At 60.7% G+C, this 21,510-nt stretch carries 21 protein-coding genes; 14 read left to right on the forward strand and 7 right to left on the reverse strand.

Annotation, left to right across the window (positions count from 1 at the left end):
• Nucleotides 1–89: 89 nt before the first annotated feature.
• Nucleotides 90–461, reverse strand: coding sequence for a hypothetical protein (locus RBQ93_RS09755; RefSeq protein ID WP_320371926.1), 372 nt, complete (start codon nt 459–461; stop codon nt 90–92).
• A 196-nt stretch (nt 462–657) separates the two neighbouring features.
• On the opposite strand from RBQ93_RS09755, the gene RBQ93_RS09760 reads away from it, so the two are divergent.
• From RBQ93_RS09760 to RBQ93_RS09775, 4 genes are read left to right on the forward strand one after another with little or no spacing between them, the layout of a single operon-like run.
• A complete protein-coding gene (locus RBQ93_RS09760) occupies nt 658–978 on the forward strand; it encodes a helix-turn-helix transcriptional regulator (protein WP_320371927.1) in 321 nt (106 codons plus the stop codon).
• 57 nt (nt 979–1,035) lie between these two features.
• The gene (locus RBQ93_RS09765) at nt 1,036–1,314 is read left to right on the forward strand and encodes a DUF6516 family protein (RefSeq protein ID WP_320371928.1); all 279 of its coding nucleotides are present in this window, start codon (nt 1,036–1,038) and stop codon (nt 1,312–1,314) included.
• Between the two features lie 5 nt (nt 1,315–1,319).
• Nucleotides 1,320–1,688, forward strand: a complete 369-nt coding sequence (locus tag RBQ93_RS09770; protein ID WP_320371929.1) for a MarR family transcriptional regulator — start codon at nt 1,320–1,322, stop codon at nt 1,686–1,688.
• Nucleotides 1,689–1,720: 32 nt separating this feature from the next.
• Entirely contained in the window at nt 1,721–2,830 is a 1,110-nt protein-coding gene (locus tag RBQ93_RS09775) for a 3'-5' exoribonuclease YhaM family protein (protein WP_320371930.1), read from the forward strand.
• 3 nt (nt 2,831–2,833) lie between these two features.
• Here the strand turns inward: RBQ93_RS09775 and RBQ93_RS09780 are convergent, their stop codons facing one another.
• The 6 genes from RBQ93_RS09780 to RBQ93_RS09805 are packed head-to-tail and all read right to left on the reverse strand — an operon-like array spanning nt 2,834 to nt 9,610.
• Complete coding sequence (locus tag RBQ93_RS09780; RefSeq protein WP_320371931.1) at nt 2,834–4,852, reverse strand: AsmA family protein; 2,019 nt, start codon at nt 4,850–4,852, stop codon at nt 2,834–2,836.
• Between the two features lie 22 nt (nt 4,853–4,874).
• Entirely contained in the window at nt 4,875–5,189 is a 315-nt protein-coding gene (locus tag RBQ93_RS09785) for a hypothetical protein (RefSeq protein ID WP_320371932.1), read from the reverse strand.
• Nucleotides 5,190–5,630, reverse strand: coding sequence for a D-aminoacyl-tRNA deacylase (dtd, locus tag RBQ93_RS09790; protein ID WP_320371933.1), 441 nt, complete (start codon nt 5,628–5,630; stop codon nt 5,190–5,192).
• The gene (locus RBQ93_RS09795; protein WP_320371934.1) at nt 5,627–7,624 is read right to left on the reverse strand and encodes a putative bifunctional diguanylate cyclase/phosphodiesterase; all 1,998 of its coding nucleotides are present in this window, start codon (nt 7,622–7,624) and stop codon (nt 5,627–5,629) included. The genes dtd and RBQ93_RS09795 overlap by 4 nt, the downstream gene beginning before the upstream one ends.
• Nucleotides 7,625–7,627: 3 nt before the next feature.
• On the reverse strand, nt 7,628–8,494 hold the full coding sequence (locus RBQ93_RS09800; RefSeq protein ID WP_320371935.1) for a phosphate/phosphite/phosphonate ABC transporter substrate-binding protein: 867 nt from the start codon (nt 8,492–8,494) through the stop codon (nt 7,628–7,630).
• A gap of 12 nt (nt 8,495–8,506) precedes the next feature.
• On the reverse strand, nt 8,507–9,610 hold the full coding sequence (locus RBQ93_RS09805; RefSeq protein WP_413818376.1) for a DUF362 domain-containing protein: 1,104 nt from the start codon (nt 9,608–9,610) through the stop codon (nt 8,507–8,509).
• Nucleotides 9,611–9,748: 138 nt separating this feature from the next.
• Here RBQ93_RS09805 and hcp point away from each other — a divergent pair, with 138 nt between their 5' ends.
• The 10 genes from hcp to RBQ93_RS09855 all read left to right on the forward strand — a co-directional run bounded on the left by hcp (nt 9,749) and on the right by RBQ93_RS09855 (nt 21,495).
• On the forward strand, nt 9,749–11,353 hold the full coding sequence (gene hcp / locus RBQ93_RS09810; RefSeq protein WP_413818377.1) for a hydroxylamine reductase: 1,605 nt from the start codon (nt 9,749–9,751) through the stop codon (nt 11,351–11,353).
• Nucleotides 11,354–11,510: 157 nt separating this feature from the next.
• The gene (locus tag RBQ93_RS09815; protein WP_320371937.1) at nt 11,511–13,193 is read left to right on the forward strand and encodes a Na/Pi cotransporter family protein; all 1,683 of its coding nucleotides are present in this window, start codon (nt 11,511–11,513) and stop codon (nt 13,191–13,193) included.
• 246 nt (nt 13,194–13,439) lie between these two features.
• Nucleotides 13,440–14,123: a winged helix-turn-helix domain-containing protein gene (locus RBQ93_RS09820; protein ID WP_320371938.1), complete on the forward strand. Its 684-nt coding sequence runs from the start codon at nt 13,440–13,442 to the stop codon at nt 14,121–14,123.
• Nucleotides 14,120–15,859 carry a two-component system histidine kinase PnpS gene (gene pnpS / locus RBQ93_RS09825; RefSeq protein WP_320371939.1) on the forward strand — a complete coding sequence of 580 codons (1,740 nt, stop codon included), beginning with the start codon at nt 14,120–14,122 and terminating at the stop codon, nt 15,857–15,859. The genes RBQ93_RS09820 and pnpS overlap by 4 nt, the downstream gene beginning before the upstream one ends.
• Before the next feature lie 97 nt (nt 15,860–15,956).
• A complete protein-coding gene (locus tag RBQ93_RS09830) occupies nt 15,957–16,574 on the forward strand; it encodes a DUF47 domain-containing protein (protein WP_320371940.1) in 618 nt (205 codons plus the stop codon).
• The gene (locus RBQ93_RS09835; RefSeq protein ID WP_320371941.1) at nt 16,567–17,568 is read left to right on the forward strand and encodes an inorganic phosphate transporter; all 1,002 of its coding nucleotides are present in this window, start codon (nt 16,567–16,569) and stop codon (nt 17,566–17,568) included. The genes RBQ93_RS09830 and RBQ93_RS09835 overlap by 8 nt, the downstream gene beginning before the upstream one ends.
• A 175-nt stretch (nt 17,569–17,743) precedes the next feature.
• Complete coding sequence (sixA, locus tag RBQ93_RS09840; RefSeq protein WP_320371942.1) at nt 17,744–18,259, forward strand: phosphohistidine phosphatase SixA; 516 nt, start codon at nt 17,744–17,746, stop codon at nt 18,257–18,259.
• A gap of 4 nt (nt 18,260–18,263) precedes the next feature.
• Nucleotides 18,264–19,115, forward strand: a complete 852-nt coding sequence (locus RBQ93_RS09845) for a CHAD domain-containing protein (RefSeq protein WP_320371943.1) — start codon at nt 18,264–18,266, stop codon at nt 19,113–19,115.
• Nucleotides 19,116–19,128: 13 nt separating this feature from the next.
• Nucleotides 19,129–20,673 carry a Ppx/GppA phosphatase family protein gene (locus RBQ93_RS09850; protein WP_320371944.1) on the forward strand — a complete coding sequence of 515 codons (1,545 nt, stop codon included), beginning with the start codon at nt 19,129–19,131 and terminating at the stop codon, nt 20,671–20,673.
• 3 nt (nt 20,674–20,676) lie between these two features.
• Nucleotides 20,677–21,495 carry an RMD1 family protein gene (locus RBQ93_RS09855; protein WP_320371945.1) on the forward strand — a complete coding sequence of 273 codons (819 nt, stop codon included), beginning with the start codon at nt 20,677–20,679 and terminating at the stop codon, nt 21,493–21,495.
• The last annotated feature ends 15 nt before the right edge of the window (nt 21,496–21,510 follow it).

A 21,510-nucleotide genomic window follows, 5' to 3' on the forward strand; every position in this document is an offset into this window, starting at 1 on the left:
CAGCCAAGGCGCGGGCACGAGGATATCGCAACCCCAAGAATCTGATTACCATGGCCTACATCATTGCAGGCAAGCTCAGATTCAACTCGCTATACCCTCAACCCACTTGAAACGACGAGGAACCTTGTGTTATTGGTAGCGTACTCCATGCTGATATCCAAAGTCAGCGTTTCTAGCGGCTTGGATCGCAGGCCAAATCTAACCCTGTTGTCATAAGTCATGGAATGATCGATTCCGGGATAATCTGCTAGTCGCTCGTTAAGCTTGTTGTATCCAACCACAAGACTGTAATCACCCCAAACCGATAACCACTTGCCGATCTGGCTGTCTCGGAGCTGCTGTGTCAATGGTTTTAGCTCGTTAGCTGGTTCGACAATTCCGGTACTGCTATTGGCATACAACTCAGTGGACAGCAAATAACAGAGCGCAACAGTTAGTGTGATGTGTTTGAATATGGCCATCTGCAACTCCTTATAGGTAGCTGCAAATTTCGCAGCAATTCACTTTTTGCTAACTTAAATAATGAATGAGATACCTAAAAACTAACTCAAAGTCACCACAAAATAATAATTTGTTAGATTTCATCTATAATAAACTAATAATTTGTCGGTTATAGAAAAAGCCCTTCGCGCCAATCATGGCTTGCGGAGGGTGGATATGGATACGACCAAGAAACTTTTCGGTGCCAGAGTGAAGGAGTTGCGCAAAATACGCGGGTTGTCACAGGAGCAACTATCAGAGCTGGTTATGGTAGACCCAAAATACATCAGTTTTATCGAATGCGGGCGTAATACTCCCTCATTTGAAACCATGGAAAAGATCGCAATCGCCCTGCAGGTAGAGATCAAGGACCTGTTCGAGTTTCAGCATCTGCAAGCGGGTGGGGTAAAAGAGGGAGAATTGGAACAGTTGCTGGCCGGGGCTGATGAGGAGAAGCGCAAGACCTTGCTGAAGATCGTCAGGGCGGTAGTGAGATAGGGGTTGCTGAAGTCGGCCAGCTATGTTATTAGACAACATATAGCCTGCGAGGTGTAAGTGGGGACTGCCAGAGAGATCATCAGATACCGGAAAGAGAAGAATGGTCGGATCATTGAGGTGGTGATCTGGCACCTTTCCGAATCGGTTGCAGGTAGTCTGCACCCTTTTAAATATCGCCTGTACTGTGGTTTAACTGACGGCACCTGCATTGTCCGTTACGATAATGAGCGCGGCAAGGGTGATCACCGGCATGTCGGACCGGTGGAAGAGACCTATCGCTTCACCACCCTGCGCAAGCTGGTGGAAGATTTTGAAGCGGATGTGGAGAGGATGTGATCGTTATGAAAGCAAAACGTGACTTAAAAATCGGCATAAAAAGTGACAGCGAATTTTTCGATGAGTTAAAGCTGATTGCCGACCGGCTTGATGACGGTTGGTTGCCAGAAAAGACGATCGAACGGCTCTATTTTGATAACCTGCCCATGCTGCTCAAGCATCTGACACCGAAACGGTTCGAACTGCTGACAGAACTACGCCGCATGGGACATGCCAGTATCAATGCATTGGCAAAGCACCTCCACCGCCAGTATCGCAACGTGTTCGATGATGTAAAGGCCATGGAGCGTCTGGGCCTGGTTGAAAAGGATGCCAGCGGTCATTTTTACGTGCCATGGGATGAGATTGACGCCACCTTCCGCTTGGCAGCCTGACAGCTCAACATTTTAAAAACGAAAGAGCCACCATGCCCAAACAGTACCTCGCCGACCTGAAGGATAGAGACGTCGTTGAATCGGTGTTCATGGTCAAGGAAAAGACCATGGCCATGGCCAAGAACGGCAAGCCCTACATGAACCTGAAGTTCATGGATAAGAGCGGCGAGATGGACGGCAAGCTGTGGGATAAGGTGGACGAGCTGGACAAGGCCTTCCAGAAGGGCGACTTCGTGCAGATCCGTGGCACGGCCTCGCTCTACATGGGCAAGATGCAGCTGGTGGCTAAGGAGATCAGGCGGCTGGAGGAGGAGGGGGTTGATCTGGTTGATTTCGTGCCGGTCTCAGCAGTACCACTGGCTGAGATGAAAAACGAATTGGCCCATCAGGTGGCATCACTGACCAACCCGCACCTGAAAGCGCTGATGGAAAGCTTCCTGAGCGACGAGCAGTTCATGGCCGGTTACTGCAAGGCCCCGGCTGCCAAGGGGATGCACCATGTCTATCTGGGGGGGTTGCTGGAACACTCCCTGGCGGTGGCGCGGCTGGTGGACGCGGTGGTGCCGCTGTATGCCGGTCTAAATCGCGATCTGCTGCTGGTGGGGGCGCTCTTGCACGATGTCGGCAAGGTGGCCGAGCTGTGCTACGAGCGGGCCTTCGAGTACACCGACGAGGGGCGCCTGATCGGCCATATCAGCATCGGCGTGGAGCTGCTGAGCGAGCGGATCGCCACGCTTCCCGGCTTTCCCCGTGAGCTGGCCCTGCTGCTGAAGCATATGCTGCTCTCCCACCACGGCCAGTATGACTACGGCTCCCCCAAACGGCCCAAAACGGTGGAGGCCACCGTGCTGCACTACCTGGACGACATGGATTCCAAGATCAACGGCATCCAGGCCCACATGGCCCGCGATACTGCCCAGAATAGCCGCTGGACCGGCCACCACCGGCTCTATAATCTGTACTTCTTCACCGGCAACGGCAACGATCAGCAGGAAGAGCTAAACGCCCTGGCCGAACCGCTGGCCGCGGCTGCCCCCGAGCAGGACAAAAAAGAGCCGAAGCAGGCCTCGCCTAAGGCCGGCTTCGGCAATCAACCGTTCGCTGCGCTGCAGAGCCTGCAGCTGGCTCCCGAAGGAGAGTAAGCCCTACCTGCCGAACAGTCCCTTCAGCCCCTGCTCCAGCAGCTGCTTTTCCGGCCGCGGCTGGCCCTGCTTGTCCTTCAGCAGCCGTCTGCTCAGCTCTTCCTGCAGCTTGCCCTTGAGATGCTCTCCGGCCTGGGCGCTGTCGAGGGTGAAGCGGGGCGAGCCGACCGTACCCACCACCTTGAGCGGCAGGATACCCCAACCCTGGCTGTCGGTCAGGAAACGTCCCGCACTGCCCCGCACCACCTGACCGGTGATGGCCGGCGACAGACGCAGATCGAGCCCCATGGCGATGCTCTTGTCAAAGCCGGCGGTGCCGCTGGTCTTGAACTTGGCATCGCTGCCGTCCAGGGCCGAATTGAGCGTCACAATCCCACCCTTAATAGCGAAATCCCCCGCGTAGCGACTGAAACGCAGGATACGCAGCGCATCGGCCTTGAGATAGCTGGCCAGTTGCGGCATGAAACCACTGCCGGTCAGCTTACCGTCGCTGATGGCAAAACTGCCGTTACCGCCCAGGTTGCGTTTGATCGCCTCGGGCTGGGTGCCGCTGCCCTGCAGTTGCGCCGTCAGCACCATGCTGCCGAAGGTGCTGCCGCTGGCCTTGGGAGCAAAGGCGGAGACCAGCTGGTCGGCCTGCACCCCCTGCACCGTCAGTTGGGTGCTGTAGCTGAAGCCCTTGACCCCCAGGTTGACCCGGGCCGTGTCGCTGAAGCTGCCGCCGGCCAGGCCCCCTTTTAGGCTATCCACCGTCAGCAGGTTGTCGGCCAGCCGCCATGACAGCGACGGTTTGCTGATGGTCAGGGTACGGAAGAGCAGGCTGTTAAGCGTGACCGTGCCGTTGGCAACCAGCGGCAGGTTGAGCGGCCCTGGCTCAGGCTTGGCAACGGCCTTCGGTGCTGCGGACGGGCCGGCCAGCGCCGTCGATCCGGCTGGTGCCGCCGTTGCCTTGGCCTTGGCCGGCAGGAGCTTGTTCAGGTCCAGCGTGTCGCCGCTGACCGCCACGCTCAACTTGATCGGCTTGGCCAGCAGGTTGGCGGCCTTGAGGCCGATGGCCAGCTTTTGTTCTTTGACGGTCAGGGTCAGTCCCTTTGATTCAAGACTGTCCTTGCCCAGCAGCAACTGGCCGCCAATGCTGGGGCGCTGACCACCGGCGGTCAGCTGCATGGCGTTGAGCGTAATCTCGCCCCCCTGCAGCAGTTCTTTGGGCTGCTTGGTAGCGCCGGCCAGCTTCAGGTTCAGCTCCATGCCGCCAGCCAGATCGAATCTGGTGATCTTCTCAGCCAGTGAGGGCGGCAGGCCAGCTGCCAGTTTGCTTAGATCCTTGGCGATCAGCCTGGCAGCCAGGGCCACCGTGGGACCGCTGCCCACCGCGGTGGCGGTACCGGACAGATCGAACTGCATGCCACCCGGCAGGGCCGCCTGCAATGAGATCGGAAACGTGCCATCCAGCGAGATCTGCTGCGCGCTAAACTGGATGGCGCTGATCTCGGCCTGATACGGCTTACCCCCCAGCCCCTTGCGGTCGTCAAAGATCAGCCGACCGTCGCTGACAACCACCTCGGAGACAGACAGATCGATCGGACTCTTGGCCTTGGGTTCCGCCGGTGCCGCCGGCGGCTGCTTCTTGACCAGCAGATCGCTGAAGTTGAAGCTGCCATCGGCATTGCGCACCACCCGCACCAGCGGTGATTCAAGACGGATCTGCTCAATCTCGACCCGTTTGCGCAACAGCGGCCAGAAGCGATAGTCGAGCCGGATGGCCCCGGCCTTGACAAACGGCTCGCTGCCTTCGCGGTCCAGCACCACCAGATCGTGCAACCGGATACCGGAAAAGATACTGACCGAGACATCACCCAGGCTGACCTGACGGTTGATGGCGGCGGAGATCTTGGGCAGCACGGTCTTTTTAACCAGTTCCGGCGAAATGATCAGCTTGACCAGGATGGTCAGACCAACCAGCAGGGCCACGACAATGCCAGCCGAAACGCCGGCGATCTTGAGCAATTTCTGACGGTTCATACTAATCTCCTTCTGTGGGCCATCAACGGGCTGCCGGCGGCTTGACGTCTGCAGGCGCCGGCTGGCTGCGCTGCTTGGTGAAGTACGGGTCGTTTTGGGCCTTGTCCACCAGCGACACCGCCAGTAATACCCCCAGCAACAGGGCCACCCCGGCGCTGATCCGCTGGCGCGTAGAACCAAAGGCCAGTGGCAGCACGGCACAGCTTACCGACAGGAAGGCCATACCGAACCCGGCCGTGGGTGAGCCGATCAGGCCTGCGCCAACCAGCAACAACCAGGCCAGCCAGAAGCCGCCGCTGGCTGCCGCCTGTTTCAGACTGCCAAGCTGCATACGCATCTACCTCCGTTCCAGGATAAAGGTTACCGGGCCGTCGTTAACCAGCGCCACCTGCATATCAGCCTGGAAGATGCCGGTCTGCACCGGTACCTGCTGCCGCCGCAGGGCGTTAACAAAAAAGTCGTACAGCCGCTTGCCCTCCTCGGCCGGGGCCGCACTGTCAAAGGAGGGGCGGCGCCCTTTGTCACAGGTGCCGGCCAGGGTAAACTGCGATACCGCCAACAGCGCGCCGCCGATGTCAATCAACGAGCGGTTCATCTTTCCGTCGTCATCCTCAAAGATACGCAGACCGACGATCTTTTCCGCCAGCCAGTCGGCCGCCGCCTCGCTATCGCCCTTTTCGACCCCCAGCAGCACCATGATCCCTTGCCCGATCTGACCGACGACTGCACCATCCACCGTCACCGAAGCCGAGCTGACCCGCTGAATCACGGCTTTCATGGCTTCTTCAGCCAGGGGGCCAGACTGCTCAGCTGGTCCGGTTCAACGGCCGGCGAATAGAGGAAGCCTTGTCCCTCATGACAGCCCCAGGATTTAAGCGCCGTTGCGTGGCGCTCCTGCTCGACCCCCTCGCCGATCACGGTCAGACCCAGAGTACGCCCCAGATCAACCACCGCCTGGGCCACCATGGCCGCCCGCGAGGTGGTACCGATCTCCTGCACAAAGGATTTGTCGATCTTGAGCCGGTCGATCGGCAGCCGGTGCAGATAGGAGAGCGAGGAAAAACCGGTGCCGAAGTCATCGATGGCGATCGAAACTCCCAGGTCCCGCAGCTGCTGCAGGGTCTCCACGGCCCGCTCGGTCTCCTGCAGGATGTAGCCTTCGGTGATCTCCAGCTCCAGGCAGTTGGCCGGCAGTCCGGTATGATCCAGTGCCCGGCGCACCAGATTGACGATGTCGCCACGCTGAATCTGCAGCGCTGACAGGTTGACCGCCATCCGCTGCAGGCCCAGCTTTTCGGTACGCCACTGCTGCATCTGGGCGCAGGCGTCGAACAGTATCCACTCTCCCAGCGGGATGATCAGGCCGCTCTCCTCGGCAATCGGGATGAACTTGGACGGCTTGACCAGGCCAAACTCCGGGCTGCTCCAGCGGGCCAGCGCCTCCACCCCCACCGCGGTATCGCTGCTGAAGTCGATCTGCGGCTGGTAGTGCAGTCGCAATTCGCCCCGTTCAACGGCCCGCCGCAGCCGTGATTCCATCGAGACCCGCTCCCGCAGTGTGGTGGTCTGCTCCCGGGAGTAGAGACGGTAGCCGCCGCGTCCCGACGCCTTGGCGCGGTACATGGCGGTGTCGGCGTTGCGCAGCAGCTTGGTGACATCGTCGCCGTCCTGGGGGAAAAAGCAGATGCCGATACTGGCGGCCAGGAAAAACTCATGCTGCTCGCAGGATAACGGCGCTGCCAACGCATCCAGCACTGATTGAGCCAGGTCGATGGCCTCCTGTTCGTTGCTGAGCTGCTCGATCAGCACACAGAACTCGTCACCACCCAGGCGGGCGATCAGGTACTGATCCTTGAGCACCATCGTCAGGCGGGCCGCCACGTCCCGCAGCACACAGTCACCCACCTGGTGGCCATAGCTGTCGTTGATATTCTTGAAATGATCCAGGTCCATGAACAGCAGCGCCACCTGGCTCCTCTCCTGCCGGGCAGCCTCAAGGGCCTGACCGCAACGCAGGTCAAACAGGGTCCGGTTGGGCAGGCCCGACAGCGGGTCATGGTGGGCCTGAAAGGCGAGTTCCTGCTGAATCTGCTGTAATTCCACAAACTGTGAACGCAGGCTGGTGGACATCTCGTTAAAGACCTGGGCCAACCGGCCAATCTCATCATTGCCAGGGATAGAAACCGTTACTTCCATATCACCGGCCCCCACCCGCTGGGTTGCCTGCTCCAGCTTCTTGAGACGGCGGGTCAGCAGGGTACCCAGCCCCAGTCCGGTCAGTGCGCTCAGCAGGATACCGGCACAGGCCACCGGAATACCCCGCGCCAGTAGCAGGTCGGTACGGTCAACCAGCTCCTGGCGGGAAAACTGAACCGCAATGCTGCCTAACTGTTCAGTGGCATTCTCGATCCGCTTGACCTTCCAGAGCAACGGTAACGTGTCGACCATCGCGGGGTTGCTGTTCCCCAGATCCTGGGGGGTGGTGCTGGCCACCACCCGGCCGGTCTGATCCAGCAGCATGACCCGCTTGATGTGGGGAGCGTTGGTGAAGGGGGTGATGAAGAGCTGAAAATCGGCCGGTTCATTGGTCAACAGGGCGTTACGGCCCATCTCGCTGATCAGGCCGAGAAACACCTCTTCACGGGTCACCAGCTGGTTAAGGTCGGACTCACGGCTGGCACTGAAGGTGTGCCAGAGCTGCAGGCTTAAGACCAGCAACTGAAACAGAAACACCACCAGGGCGATGCGGTATTTGAGCGACAGACGCACCATCGGTCAGTATCCGAGCTGTTGCATGATACGCCGTGCCTGGTTGTAGTCACGATCGGTGACCGGCTGGAAATAGCGGCCTGGTGTGGCGCTGCCCGGATCAATGAACAGGGCCCGCAGCTTGGGATCCATGGTTTCCAGTTTGGTGGCGATCAGGCTCTTCTTAATCCGCTCGCGATCAGCTGCCGGAACCCGCTTGTGAACGGCGAACAGGGCATGGGTGATGGTCTGAGAACGCCCGATATGCTGCAACTTGAGCCCCAGCTGAGCCTCAAATACCCGGGCCGCCGGGGCGCTGGTGGCGCAAGCATCCACGCTGCCGATCTGCAGCTGCTGCAGACAGGCCAGATGGTTGGGGAAGTTGCGGATCGTGATTTCATCAGGTCTGATGCCTGCCTGCTGCAAGGCCGCCCGGGCCAGATAGGTAACCGAGCCGGTACTGGGGGGCGTTCCTATCTGCTTGCCGCGCAAGTCTGATAGCCGCTTGAGCGGCGACCCCTCCTTGACTGAAAATTCAGCATACAGTCCTTCGGTTCTGGCAACCAGCGGTTGATACCCGATGGCCTGGCCAAATTGAACATAATCAAAGGGGTGAATATGGACGATGTCGAACTTCTTTTCTTTCAGCGCCGCAATAAAGGCATCATAGGTCGGGGTGACCCGAAAGCGGACCGGCTTGCCGAGCTCACGGGACAACTCCGCCGCAATCGGCGCGAAGATCCCCTCCAGGTTGCCGGTGGGTAAGAAGGGAAAGACCGCCAGGGTGTACTCACGGGGAGCCGGGCTGGACGGCGTTGCAACGGCGCGAGCCGTGCCAACCTGCAGGCAACACAACAGACATCCCAGCAGCAGGGTAACGATACGACGGTCCATACAGTTCTCTCCCTACAGCTTCACCAATTCGTAGCTGCGGCTGCCCAGGCCGACCTTTTCGGCATGCTCCAGTTGCACCTGCCAGGGGATCTCGGGCCAGACGCCGTGGAACTTGTCGCCCCCCGGCTCATGGCCACTCTTCAAGGCCGAATCCTGATTACCCCGCGCTGCATTGACCAGATCGGCGCAGGCCTGATCCAGGGCCACCGGATCGGTGGAGGCACAGATGCCGATGTCGTTCACGATCGGCGCGTCGCAGTGGCCGTAGCAGTCGCAGGCCGGCGAAACCTGGGTGATGAAGTTCACAAAGACCAGCTTACCCTGCTTGCCCGCCACCGCACCCAGGGCGTATTCGGCCATCTTCTTCATCACCAGGTCGGCGGCCTCGTTCCACTGGATGTTGATCGCCTTGACTGGGCAGACCGTGATGCAGCGCGAGCAGCCGGCGCACATGTCGGCGTCGATCAGCGCCTTGCCGTCAACCATGGCAATGGCGTCGTGGGCGCAGGACTTCAGGCAGAGCCTGCAGCCGGTGCAGTGCTTGGCCGATACCACCGGCGCCACGGTGGAGTGCTGCACCAGCTTGCCCTTGCGGGAGGCGCAGCCCATGCCCAAGTTCTTGATGGCGCCGCCGAAGCCGGTCAGTTCGTGGCACTTGAAGTGGGACAGCGCCACCAGGGCGTCGGCCTCCACGATCTCGGTGCCGATGTAGACCTCTTTGAGCAACTGACCCGCGATCGGCACCGTCACCTCGCTCACCCCCCGCAGGCCGTCGCTGATGATCAAAGGCGCGTTGACCACCGCGTAGGCAAAGCCGTTCTCGATGCCGCAAGCCAGCGCCGAAACCGCCTCTTTGCGCTCGCCGGGATAGAGGGTGGAGGAATCGGTCAGAAACGGCTTGGCACCCAGTTTTTTCAGCTCATCCACCACCCGCCGGGCAAAGATCGGCCGGATAAAGGCACTGTTACCCTTCTCACCGAAGTGGATCTTGACTGCGGCCAGGTCACCCTCGACCACCCGTTGCGCCAGACCGCACAGGGCCAGCAGCTTGGTGATCTTATCGAACAGGTTTTCCTTGTGACTGGCCCGCATATCGGCAAAAAACACCTTGGCCATGATTCCCTCCCTAAAAGCGCACTTTTTTTGACCACGGTCATGCAATTGGTCGAAACGCTGCTATACTCTCCATACCATACAAACGTCCAAAACGCATCTCTCTGGATGCCACTACCAAAGGAGGATTAGACTATGAGCATGTTCTGTAACCAGTGCGAGCAGGCCGCCAACGGGACCGGTTGCAATATTTCCGGCGTCTGCGGCAAGAAACCCGAGGTAGCCACCCTGCAGGATCACCTGATCTACGGCCTGAAGTCGCTGGCCCTGTACGCCGACAAGTTGGGCCGCGACAAGGAGATCGACCGCTTTACCATCGAAGGCCTGTTCACCACCGTCACCAACGTCGACTTCGACCCGGCCGTGATCGGCCAGCTGATCCAGCGCTGCTACCAGCTGAAAGAAAAGGCCAAGGCCGCCTGCGCCACCAAGGGCATTACCCTGTCCGGCCCGGTTGCCGACTGGAAACCGGCCGCCGATCTGGCCGGCATGATCGCCCAGGGTGAGCAGTATGGTATCAACAGCCAGCACGTTAACGAAGATATCCGCTCCACCATCGAGATCCTGATGTACGGCCTGAAAGGCATGGCGGCCTACATGGATCACGCCATGATCCTGGGCAAGAGTAACGACGAGGTAATGGCCTTCTTCCAGAAGGCGCTGGCCGCCACCACCGACGCCTCCTTAGGCCTGATGGACTTCGTGGGTCTCTGCATGGAGTGCGGCAAGCAGAACCTGACCACCATGGGCCTGTTGGACGCCGTCCACAACGAGACCTACGGCAGCCCGACCCCCACCGCCGTCAACCTGGGCACCAAGGCCGGCAAGGGGATCCTGGTCACCGGCCACGACCTGAAGATGCTGGAAGAACTGCTCAAGCAGACCGAGGGCAAGGGGATCAACATCTACACCCACGGCGAGATGTTGCCGGCCCACGGCTACCCCGGCCTCAAAAAATACCCGCACCTGGTGGGCAACTTCGGCGGCGCCTGGCAGGATCAGGCCAAGGAATTCCCCCACTTCCCCGGCGCGATCATCTTCAACACCAACTGCATCCAGCGCCCGGCCGATTCCTACAAGGACCGCCTCTACACCTGGGGTCTGGTGCAGTGGCCCGACGTCAAGCATATAAGCGGCTGGGACTTCTCCGAGGTGATCAACAAGGCCCTGGCATGCCCGAGCCTGCCGGAAAACCCGGGCCAGGAGATCCTGGTGGGCTTCGGCCACAACGCCGTACTGGGCGTGGCCGACAAGGTGATCGCCGCGGTCAAGGCCGGCCAGATCAAGCACTTCTTCCTGGTGGGCGGTTGCGACGGCGCCAAATCGGGCCGTAACTACTACACCGAGTTTGCCGAAAAGGCCCCCCAGGATACCGTCATCCTGACCCTGGCCTGCGGCAAGTACCGTTTCAACAAGCTGGAGTTCGGCGACATCGGCGGCATCCCGCGCCTCTTGGATGTGGGCCAGTGCAACGATGCCTACTCGGCGATCCAGATCGCCGTGGCCCTGGCCAACGCCTTTGAGTGCGGCGTCAACGACCTGCCGCTGTCGCTGGTACTCTCCTGGTACGAGCAGAAGGCCGTCGTCATCCTGCTGACCCTGCTGTCGCTGGGTATCAAGGATATCCGCCTGGGACCCTCACTGCCGGCCTTCATCACCCCCAACGTGCTGAACTTCCTGGTGGAGAACTTCAACATCATGCCGATCACCACGGCTGAGGAAGACCTCAAGGCGATCCTGGGCTAAGCGCTCCAGACGCACAAACGGCAGCAACAAGGCGGGCAGTCCCCAGTGGGGGCTGCCCGCCTTTGCGTCTGCAACAAAACCGATGCTTTACAGGACTGTTGCATAACGGTAACATACACCCCCTTGGTATGCATCTATTCACGTATAAGGTCGGGCAATGATCGAACCATTCAAGATGACGTATACAGCCCTAGGCGGACTTGGTGTCTTCGTCCTCGGCATGAAGTATCTCTCCGACAGCCTGCAAATGCTTTCGGGCGGCCTGATCCGTAAAGCAATTGCATCAATGACGACCAACCGCTTCCTCGCGGTGCTGGTCGGCATTTTTGTGACCTGCTTTGTCCAGTCGTCCTCAATCACCACGGTCATGGTCGTCGGTCTGACCAACGCCGGCCTGATGCACTTGACCCAGGCCATCGGCGTCATTCTTGGGGCCAACATCGGCACCACCATTACCGGCTGGATCCTCGCGATCCAGGTCGGCAAGTACGGTCTGCTGCTGATTGCCCTGGGCGTCTTTCCGATGCTCTTTTCGAAAAACGATACCATTTCCGGCATAGCCAAGGTGCTGGTGGCCCTCGGCCTGATCTTCTTCGGCCTTGAGATCATGAGCGATGCCTTCAAGCCCCTGCGTAAAGACGAAGGCTTCATGAACCTGATGCTGGCACTGGATGGCCGCACGCTGCTCAGTGTGCTCGGCTGCGTGGCGATCGGCTGCCTGATGACCATGGTGGTGCAGAGCAGTTCCGCCATGCTCGGCATCACCATCGCCCTGGCAACAACCGGAGCGATTCCCCTCTACACGGCCATTGCTCTGGTCATGGGCGAAAATATCGGCACCACCATCACCGCCCAGTTCGCCGGCATCGGCGGGTCCATTACCGCACGCCGCGCCGCCATGGCCCACACCGTCTTTAACGTGCTGGGAGTCATGATCATCGTCACCTTCTTTTCAACCTATGTCGAACTGATTGAAAGATTCGTGCCGGGCGAGGCCGGGTTTGCCGATGCCCAGGGGACCTACCCCTACATTGCCGCCCATATCGCCATGGCCCATACCGCTTTCAACGTCACTGCCACCCTGGTAATGCTCCCGTTTCTCGGTCAGCTGGCAAAGCTGGTGACCAGGCTGGTACCGGAACGGGAAGGGGCGGCGCGGGGCGCCTTCAAATATATCGGGTCGCCCGGCACTATTCCGGTCTCCATGGGTATTCCGATGGTCTTTGAAGAACTCAAGCGGATGCAGGCCCGGGTACACAAGGCCCTGCGTCACGCCGGCAGCTATCTGCAGCAAGACCTGAAAGGCCGTGACCGTTTCTACCGCAAGGTGACGGCGCTTGAAGATGAAACCGATATCATGCAGCATGAGATCACCACCTTTGTCGTCACCATGATGCAGGCAGGCAGCGCCAGCAACAGCCAGTCAGATCGCGCCTACAGCTATGTACGAGCCGCCGATGAACTGGAATCGATCGCCGATTACGCCGCTTCGCTCTGTTCGTACATGAAACGGCTTACCAAACATGAACTCGACTTCAGTGAGGAGGCCTGGAAGGACCTGCACCATTTCCACCGCGAGGTTTTTGCCTTTTTCATGCTGGTCAGCACTGATTTCAAAAGCCCAGATACCGTCAGCAACACCAAAATCTATGACGAGGCCCATCGCCTGAACGACCTGGCCGATGAGATCCGCAACCGGCACGTACAGCGGATGAAGTCAGGTTGCTGTGGCGCGCTGCCTGCCCTGACCTTCAGCGACATGGCGGTCGCCCTGCGACGGATCAAGAACCACACCGTCAACCTGCACGAGGCGCTCTATGCGAAGCCTCCGGCATCCTGATGCAGACACAGCACCTCAGAACGGGAAGGTTGCTGTTTCCGTCACACCAGTGCTTGCCGACTGCTGGTGGCATGTGGTGACCGCACGGTCTAGATCAGAGGCTGTCTCCAGAGCGGGGGCAGCCTTTTGGTTATGGCGCCACAAAGCAGTTGCCTGCATGTAACAAGGCTGTAACGTTTTGCTGGTAGCGTAACGACCTGGAATACGCTGCCTGAAACAGGCTGTGCGACGCAGGAGTATGACCGCATGAAAAAAATACTGATCGTGGAAGATGAGAAGGACCTGGCAGATCTGCTGGCCTTCAACCTTGAAAAAGAAGGCTTTCGGCCGCTATGCGCCCTGACCGGCCCTGACGGCCTGACACTGGCCCGCGAGGAACTGCCGGATCTGATCCTGCTGGACCTGATGCTGCCCGGTATGATGGGCACCGAGGTCTGCACCGCACTGCGCCGGGAACCGAAGACCGCCGCCATTCCGGTGCTGATGCTGACCGCTCGCGGCGAGGAGATCGACCGGGTGGTCGGTTTCGAGGTGGGGGCCGACGACTACATCGTCAAGCCATTTTCAATGCGCGAACTGCTGTTGCGGGTGCGGGCCATCCTGCGGCGCAGCAGCCACGAGCCTGAATCGGCCGCGCTGCTACAGGCAGGCCCGCTGACTATCGATATCGAGCGACACCAGGTGCTGCTTGAAGGCCAACCAGTGGAGCTGACCGGCACCGAGTTCAAACTGCTGCAGTACCTGGCCGAGCGGGTGGGGCGGGTACTGGGCCGCGAACTGCTGCTGCAGCAGGTCTGGGGCTACAACTATGTGGGCGACACCCGTACCGTGGACACCCACGTCACCCGGCTGCGGGGCAAACTTGGCCCGGCCGGCGAGATGATCAAGACCGTGCGCGGCTTCGGCTACAAACTGGAGATTACGCCATGACCTTTCGCTGGAAGCTGTTTCTTTCCTATGCCCTGCTGTCGCTTATGATGGCCGGCGCCCTCTACTTCCAGACCAACCGACTACTGGAAGGGCGGCTGGTGGATGAAAGCCGCAACCACCTGCTGAACGAGGCCCGGTTGGCCCGCATGACCTACCAGCACCTGCACACTGGCCAGCACCCCCAACGGATAGCCGAGCAGCTGGGCAGCGCCACCCGCTCGCGGGTAACCCTGATCGCCGCCGACGGACGGGTGCTGGGCGACTCTGACGTGCGTGACGACCAGGTGGCCAGTCTGGAGAACCACCGCAGCCGACCCGAGGTGCAGGAGGCGCTGGCCAGCGGCAGCGGCAGCACGCTGCGCTATTCTGAGACGCTGCGGGCAACCATGCTCTACGTGGCGGTGGCCAGCAGCGCTGCTGACGGCGTGGTGCTGCGGCTGGCCCTGCCGCTGGAATACCTGGACAGCGCCAAACGCTCACTCAACACCCTGCTGGGAGGCGCTGGCGCTGCTTTGCTGGTGCTGGCCCTGATCTTCTCGGCAGCATTATCCAACCTGACCGCACGTCCGCTGCGGGCCATAGCCGAGGCAGCGGCGCGTTTCGGAGCCGGCGAGCGCGGCGTGCGCATGCCAGCACAGGGCAGCGACGAGATCGGCTACTTGGGCAAGGTGCTCAACGAGATGGCCGAACGGATCGAGGGCCAGGTACAGACCCTGGCCGGTGAGCAGCGTCGGCTGGATACCATCCTGCGCGGCATGGGCGAAGGGGTGATGGTGCTTGACTCCCAGGGGGTAATCACCCTGGTCAACCCCGCCTTTCGCCGTCAGTTCCAATTGAGCGGACAGGTGGAGGGTCGTCCCCTGGCCGAGGTCTGCCGGCATCCCGACCTGCTGGAGGCCCTCGAAGAACATCAGCAGAGCGGCGCCGAAGTAGTGCGCGAGGTGCACCTGCAGCTGCCTGAGCTGGTGCTGTCCACCCACTGGGTGCCACTGGGCGACCAGCAGGGTGCGGTGGCGGTCTTCCACGACATCAGCGACCTGAAACGGATAGAAGCGGTGCGACGCGACTTTGTGGCCAACGCCTCCCACGAGTTGCGCACACCGGTGGCGGTGATCAAGGGCTACGCCGAGACCCTGCTGGACGGTGGTCTGCAGGACGCCGGGCGCAGCCACCAGTTTGTGCAGATCATCGCCAGCCACGCCGAACGGCTGACCAACCTGATCAACGACATCCTGACCCTCTCCAAGCTGGAATCCAAAGAAACGGCGCTGGAACGCCACCCGTTTGACGTCTGCGGCCTGATCCGCAAGGCGGGCTTGTTGATGGGAGAGCACGCGCGGCAGCAGGGCATCAACCTGGTTATTGACTGCCCTGAACAGGGGTTGCCCAAGGTGCCGGCTGATCACGGCCGCCTGGAGCAGGTGCTGCTCAACCTGCTGGATAACGCCATTAAATACACCCCCTCCGGTGGCACGGTGACCATCGCGGCCGAGCAACGTGGTCAGCAAGTGGCGCTGGTGGTCAGCGACACCGGTGTCGGCATCCCGGCCAAGGACCTGCCACGGATCTTCGAGCGCTTCTACCGGGTGGACGAGGCTCGCAGCAGGGAACAGGGCGGCACCGGCCTGGGACTGGCCATCGTCAAGCATATCGTGCAACTGCACGGCGGCGAGGTGCAGGTCAGCAGCGAACCGGGCCGCGGCAGCCGCTTTACGGTCCTGTTACAGCAGGCCTGACCACAAAACTGTTGCAGTAAACCGTCTGTCTCAGTAAGGTAGCCCGGTTGTAACATGAGCGTTACAACCGGGTTATTTTGTAGATCAGGAGACAGACATGTTCGGATTGATTCCCAAGGATGAAAAGTTTTTCGAGATGTTCCGCGAGATGGGCACCATCATCACCGAAGGTGCCGAGGCCCTCTGCGAAATGATGAACGACTTCAGCGACCCGGTGGCCAGCCAGCGCAAAATCAAGGATATCGAACACAAGGGCGATCACCAGACCCACGCCATTATCAACAAACTCAACAAGACCTTTGTCACCCCCTTCGACCGTGAAGACATCTACGCCCTGGCCTCCGGCCTGGACGATATCCTGGACCTGATCGATGCCTCGGCCCAACGGTTCGTGATGTACCGGGTCGACGCCCCCACCCCGGCCGCCAAGGAACTGGCCGACATCATCCTGCGCTCCTGTCAGGCCGTGGAATGCTCGCTCAAGCACCTGGGCGGCAAAAACGAGGATATCTGTTCCTGCTGCGTCGATATCAACGCCCTTGAGAACGAGGCTGACCGGGCCTGCCGCGAGGCGATCAGCAAGCTGTTTGATGAGGAGCAGGACCCGATCCAGCTGATCAAGTGGAAAGAGATCTACGAGACCCTGGAAAAGGCCACCGACAAGTGTGAAGACGCAGCCAACGTCCTGGAAAGCGTGGTCATGAAAAATGCTTGATCTGTCGCTTGTGTTGCTGATCCTGGTGATTGTTGCGGCCCTGGCCTTCGACTACATCAACGGCTTCCACGATACCGCCAACGCCATTGCCACCTGTGTCTCCACCCGGGCCCTGTCGGTCAAGGCTGCCATCCTGATGGCCGCTTTCTTAAACTTCGCTGGCGCCATGGTCTCCACCAAGGTGGCCACCACCATCGGCAAGGGGATCGTGGATGCCAGCAGCATCACCCAGATGGTGGTGCTGGCCGGCGTGATGGGGGCCATCATCTGGAACCTGATCACCTGGTACTACGGCATGCCCTCCTCATCCTCCCACGCCATCATCGGCGGCATCATGGGGGCCGTGATCGCCCATTCCGGCCCGGCCTTGCTGCATTGGCAAGGTCTCAAAAAGATCGTGCTGGCGCTGGTGCTCTCACCCATCGTGGGTACTATCATCGGCTTCATCTTCATGGTGATCGTACTCTGGATCTTCCGCAACCACAGCCCAGGGCCCCTCAACAAGGGTTTTCGCAAACTACAGGTGGCATCGGCCGCCTTTATGGCCTTCTCCCACGGTTCGGCCGATGCCCAGAAATCGATGGGCGTCATCACCATGGCGCTGTTGTCCTACGGCCTGATCCCCAGCTTTGAGGTGCCGACCTGGGTCAAGATCGCCTGCGCCGTGGCCATGGCCTTAGGGACCGCCGCCGGCGGCTGGCGGATCATCAAGACCCTGGGCCGCGACTTCGTCAAGCTGCAGCCGGTGCACGGTTTCTGCGTCGAGACCGCCGCCGCCAGCGTTATCATGGGCGCCGCCACCATCGGTATGCCGGTCAGCACCACCCACGTCATCACCTCCTCCATCCTGGGGGTCGGCATCTCCAAACGGCTGACCGCCGTCAACTGGGGCGTGGCCTACCGTATCCTCTGGGCCTGGGTGCTGACCATTCCCGCCTCGGCCCTGATGGCCTTTATCACCTATCAGGGCCTGACCCCCCTGTTCGGTAAATAGCCGCAGTAATCGGACGGCAACCCCGTGTTGCCGTCCGTTCGTTCCCTGCCACTTCCCACCCGTTTTTGCCCCTCAAGGTTTGCTACAATTCCGTTACAATGCCATCACACACTTGATTCTGCCCGACTCTGCCGTACACTTACGGGAGGTGTAGAGTCTGGCCGAGGAGGTGTTCATGCAACTTTATCTGGTACGACATGCAGAGGCAATCGAACGCAGCGAAGGGCTGGCCGAGGAGCTGCGTCACCTGACCCGACGCGGACGCAAGCAGGCCGCCAAACAGGCCAAACGGCTCAAAAAGAACAGGCTGCGCCCCGGCCTGATCATTACCAGTCCGCTGATACGGGCGGTGCAGACCGCCGAGTTGCTGGCCGTTGACATCGGCAAGGAGACCGTTGTGGCAGCAGATGCCTGCCTGGCCGCCGGAGCCGATACGGATGCGGTGATGACCCTGCTGCGTGGAGCCGCCAACAAGATGTCGATCATGCTGGTGGGGCACGAGCCGCAGCTTTCCGCGCTTGCGGCACAGCTGCTGGGGTATGAACATGTCGCCCCGCTGGCAAAGGGTAGTTGCCTGGCACTTTCCTGGCGCCCCGACAAACCGGAACGCCCGGCAGCTTTTGACTGGTACATCGAGCCCGGCAAAAAGCTGGTCACCTCGGCCCGCAAGGCGCTGCTCAGGCCAGCCTGATACCATGGGCACCATCGCCCTGCCTGCAGCCCGACTGCTGCTGGAGCGCCTGGAACAGGCACTGCATGACCAGTGGCGCGAACTGCTGCAACAGCGGCAGCTGGTGCTTGACCAGTTCGAGGCTGAGGCGATTCACGACCTGCGGGTTACCAGCCGCCGCTTGCGCACCATGATCGAGCTACTGGCCCCCCGGATCGGCCAGGACCAGGTACGGCGTCTGCGGCGTCCGGTCCGACGGCTGACCCGTGAGCTGGGCCAGCTACGCAACCTTGACGAGGCACACCACTACCTGAGCGGGCTTGAGGATGACGGCCTGACGCCACTGCTGACGCAGCTGGAGCAGCAGCGCCGGCAGGAGCACAGACGGATCAGGCGTCTGCTAGCGGAGCTGCCGCACAAACGCCTGCACAAGCTGCTTGAGCTGGCTGGCCAGCAGCTGCACACCCCGGAAACAGCTGCGCCGCTTGAGGTGGTCAGCTGGCTCGCGGATCGCAATCTGACGCTGTACCGTCCCATCCACCAGCTGCTGCAGTTGCCGGAACTTGCCGAACGGGCAGAAGAGCGGCATACTCTCCGTATCGCTGTTAAAAAATGGCGCTATTTCAACGAACTGCTGGCGCAGTTGTGGCTACGGCGGAACGACCGGCAGGTGGCCTTGCTCAAGCGCTATCAGGGGCTGCTGGGGGAGCTGAACGACCGTGAGGTTTTTCTGGCCTTGGTCAAGGGAGCATCCGGGCTTGAACCGCAGGTGCGTGAACGGGTTACGCTGGTGATCGCTGCCCAGCACCGGCAGCTGATCAACGATTTCAAACAGCTGCTGAGCCAGCAGCCACTAAGGTACCAGCTGCAAATCTAAGAGAGGGAACGTAATGAAAAACGAGCGTCTGGCCGCCATCGACATCGGCACCAACTCCATCCGCTGCATCGTGGTCGAGGCCTCCAAAAACGGCACCTACCGCATCCTTGATGACGAAAAGGAAACCGTGCGGCTGGGGGAAGGCATCGCCTCCTCCGGCGCCATCAGCAATGCCGCCATCACGCGGGCCGAACAGGCAGTCAGCCGCATGGCCAAGCTGGTCAAGGGCCTGGGTGTCAAGGGGGTCGAGGCGGTGGCCACCAGCGCGGTGCGCAGCGCAAGCAACGGACCGGACCTGGTGGCACGGCTGGAGGCGATCCTGGGGGTTGCGATCCAGGTGATCAGCGGCGAAGAGGAGGCCGGACTGGCGGCCCAGTCAGCCCTGCGCAATTTTGATATGCAGGGTCAGCGCTACGGTGTACTGGATGTGGGCGGCGGTAGCGTCGAGCTGACCTCGGCCCAGGGACAGCTGGTGGAAGAACACTACTCCCTGGAACTGGGGGCGGTGGTCATGACGGAGCGCTTCCTGAAAAGCGACCCGATCAAGGGCAGCGAGATGGAGAAGCTGCGGCGCCACATCCGCGCTGAACTGAAAAAGCGGTTTGGCGGCGGCAAGCTGCAGCTGCCGGTGCTGGTGGGCTCGGGCGGCACCATCACCGCCATCGCCCAGATGGTATTGCAGTACCGCCGCGAAGAACTGCCTTCTGTGCATGGCGTCACGGTCTTGCGTACCGAGGTGGTGCATATCCTGGCCATGCTGCAGCGCAAAATCCTGGAAGAACGCAAGACCCTGCCGGGGCTCTCCCCGGATCGGGCCGACATCATCGTGGCCGGTGTAGCCCTGGTGGACTGCATGATGGACTACTTCGGCGCCAACTCCCTGCTGGTGAATGGCCGCGGTATCCGCGAAGGGGTGATCCTGCAGGCACTGCAACGTCACGGCCTGGCCCGCCAGACATCAAACCACCGCACCTGGCGCGATGCCGTACTGGAGTTCGGCCATAGCTGCCAGATCGAGGAAGGGCACGCCCTGCAGGTCTCTCGGCTGTCGCTGGCGCTGTTCGACGACCTGGCCAAACCCTGCAACCTGAAGAAACGTGAGCGGGTGGTCCTTGAAGCGGCGGCCCTGCTGCACGACTGCGGCGCATGGATCAGCTACGAGAGCCACCACAAACACTCCTACCACCTGATCCGCCACGCCGACCTGTTTGGTCTGACCCCCCGTGAGCGGGAACTGGCGGCGCAGATCGCCCGTTACCACCGCAAGGCGCTGCCCAAGAAAAAACACGAGCCGTTCCAGAAGCTGTCCGCCAAGGAGCAGGGGCTGGTCAGCCGGCTGGGCGGCATCCTGCGGCTGGCCGATGGCCTGGACCGACGCCGCTGCAGCGCGGTAGAGCAAATCAGCTGCCAGCTGCAAGACCGGGTTGCCCGGATCGGCCTGAGCGGCTCCGACGACCTGGTAGTGGAGGTGTTTGGCGGCAGCGCCAAGAAAGAACTATTCGAGAAGGCCTTTGATCTGCAGGTAGTCTTTGCGGTGCAACCGGAGGCCAGGGGGTAAACGATGCAGCCGACCCGTTTTACGGCCTTTGCGCTGGATGGCGAACTGGAGCTGAACCGGCTGGCCGGCCGGCTGAACATCAGCCGCAAATACCGCTGGGAAGAGCCGATGCGACTCAACCCGGTCACCCTCACCCCCAGCACCGACGGCGACAGCCTGCAGGTCTACCTGTATTCCTTTGGCGGCCTGGTCTTTGTGAATGGCGATGACGAGCTGGTGGGACGTTTTCTGGAGGGGATCGGCCACTACGCCGAGACCCTCAAAGGCAGACCCCAACTGCGCTACCGTGAGGAATACCGCCTGGAGATCGAGCCGCAGCGGCCGGCGTCGATCAGCAATGATGCCGCGCTGCTGCCGGCCTTCAGTCAGGTCAGTCAGGATATCATCTGTCTGGTGCTGGCCCAGTCGGTGGCCCTGGAGCGGATCGAGGAGCGCACCGATGCGGTGCTGGACGAGGTGGAGGGGCTGATCGCCCAGCTGAAAAAGGGCAAGCTGGAACTGCCGGACCGTGATCTGGCCCGGCTGGCCTCCATCGTGCTGGGCTTCAAGTACGCCTCAGTGGCCCAGATCATGGTGTTGGACAAACCGGACATCACCTGGGACAACGCCGAGGCCGAGCGCTTCTATCTGACCATGGCCGGCCTGTTTGAGCTGCGGCCCCGCTACCAGGAGATCAAGCATAAATCCGAGACCCTGTTGGATGTGAACGAGGTCTTTACCAGCCTGTCCCACGCCCGCCGCTCGGCCCGGCTGGAATGGATCATCATCCTGCTGATCGCCTTCGAGATTGTGATGACCCTCTGGGAGAAATTCTGGGGTTGATCTTCGATACGGCTC

This window comes from Trichlorobacter sp., from assembly GCF_034008105.1.
Lineage (GTDB): Bacteria > Desulfobacterota > Desulfuromonadia > Geobacterales > Pseudopelobacteraceae > Trichlorobacter.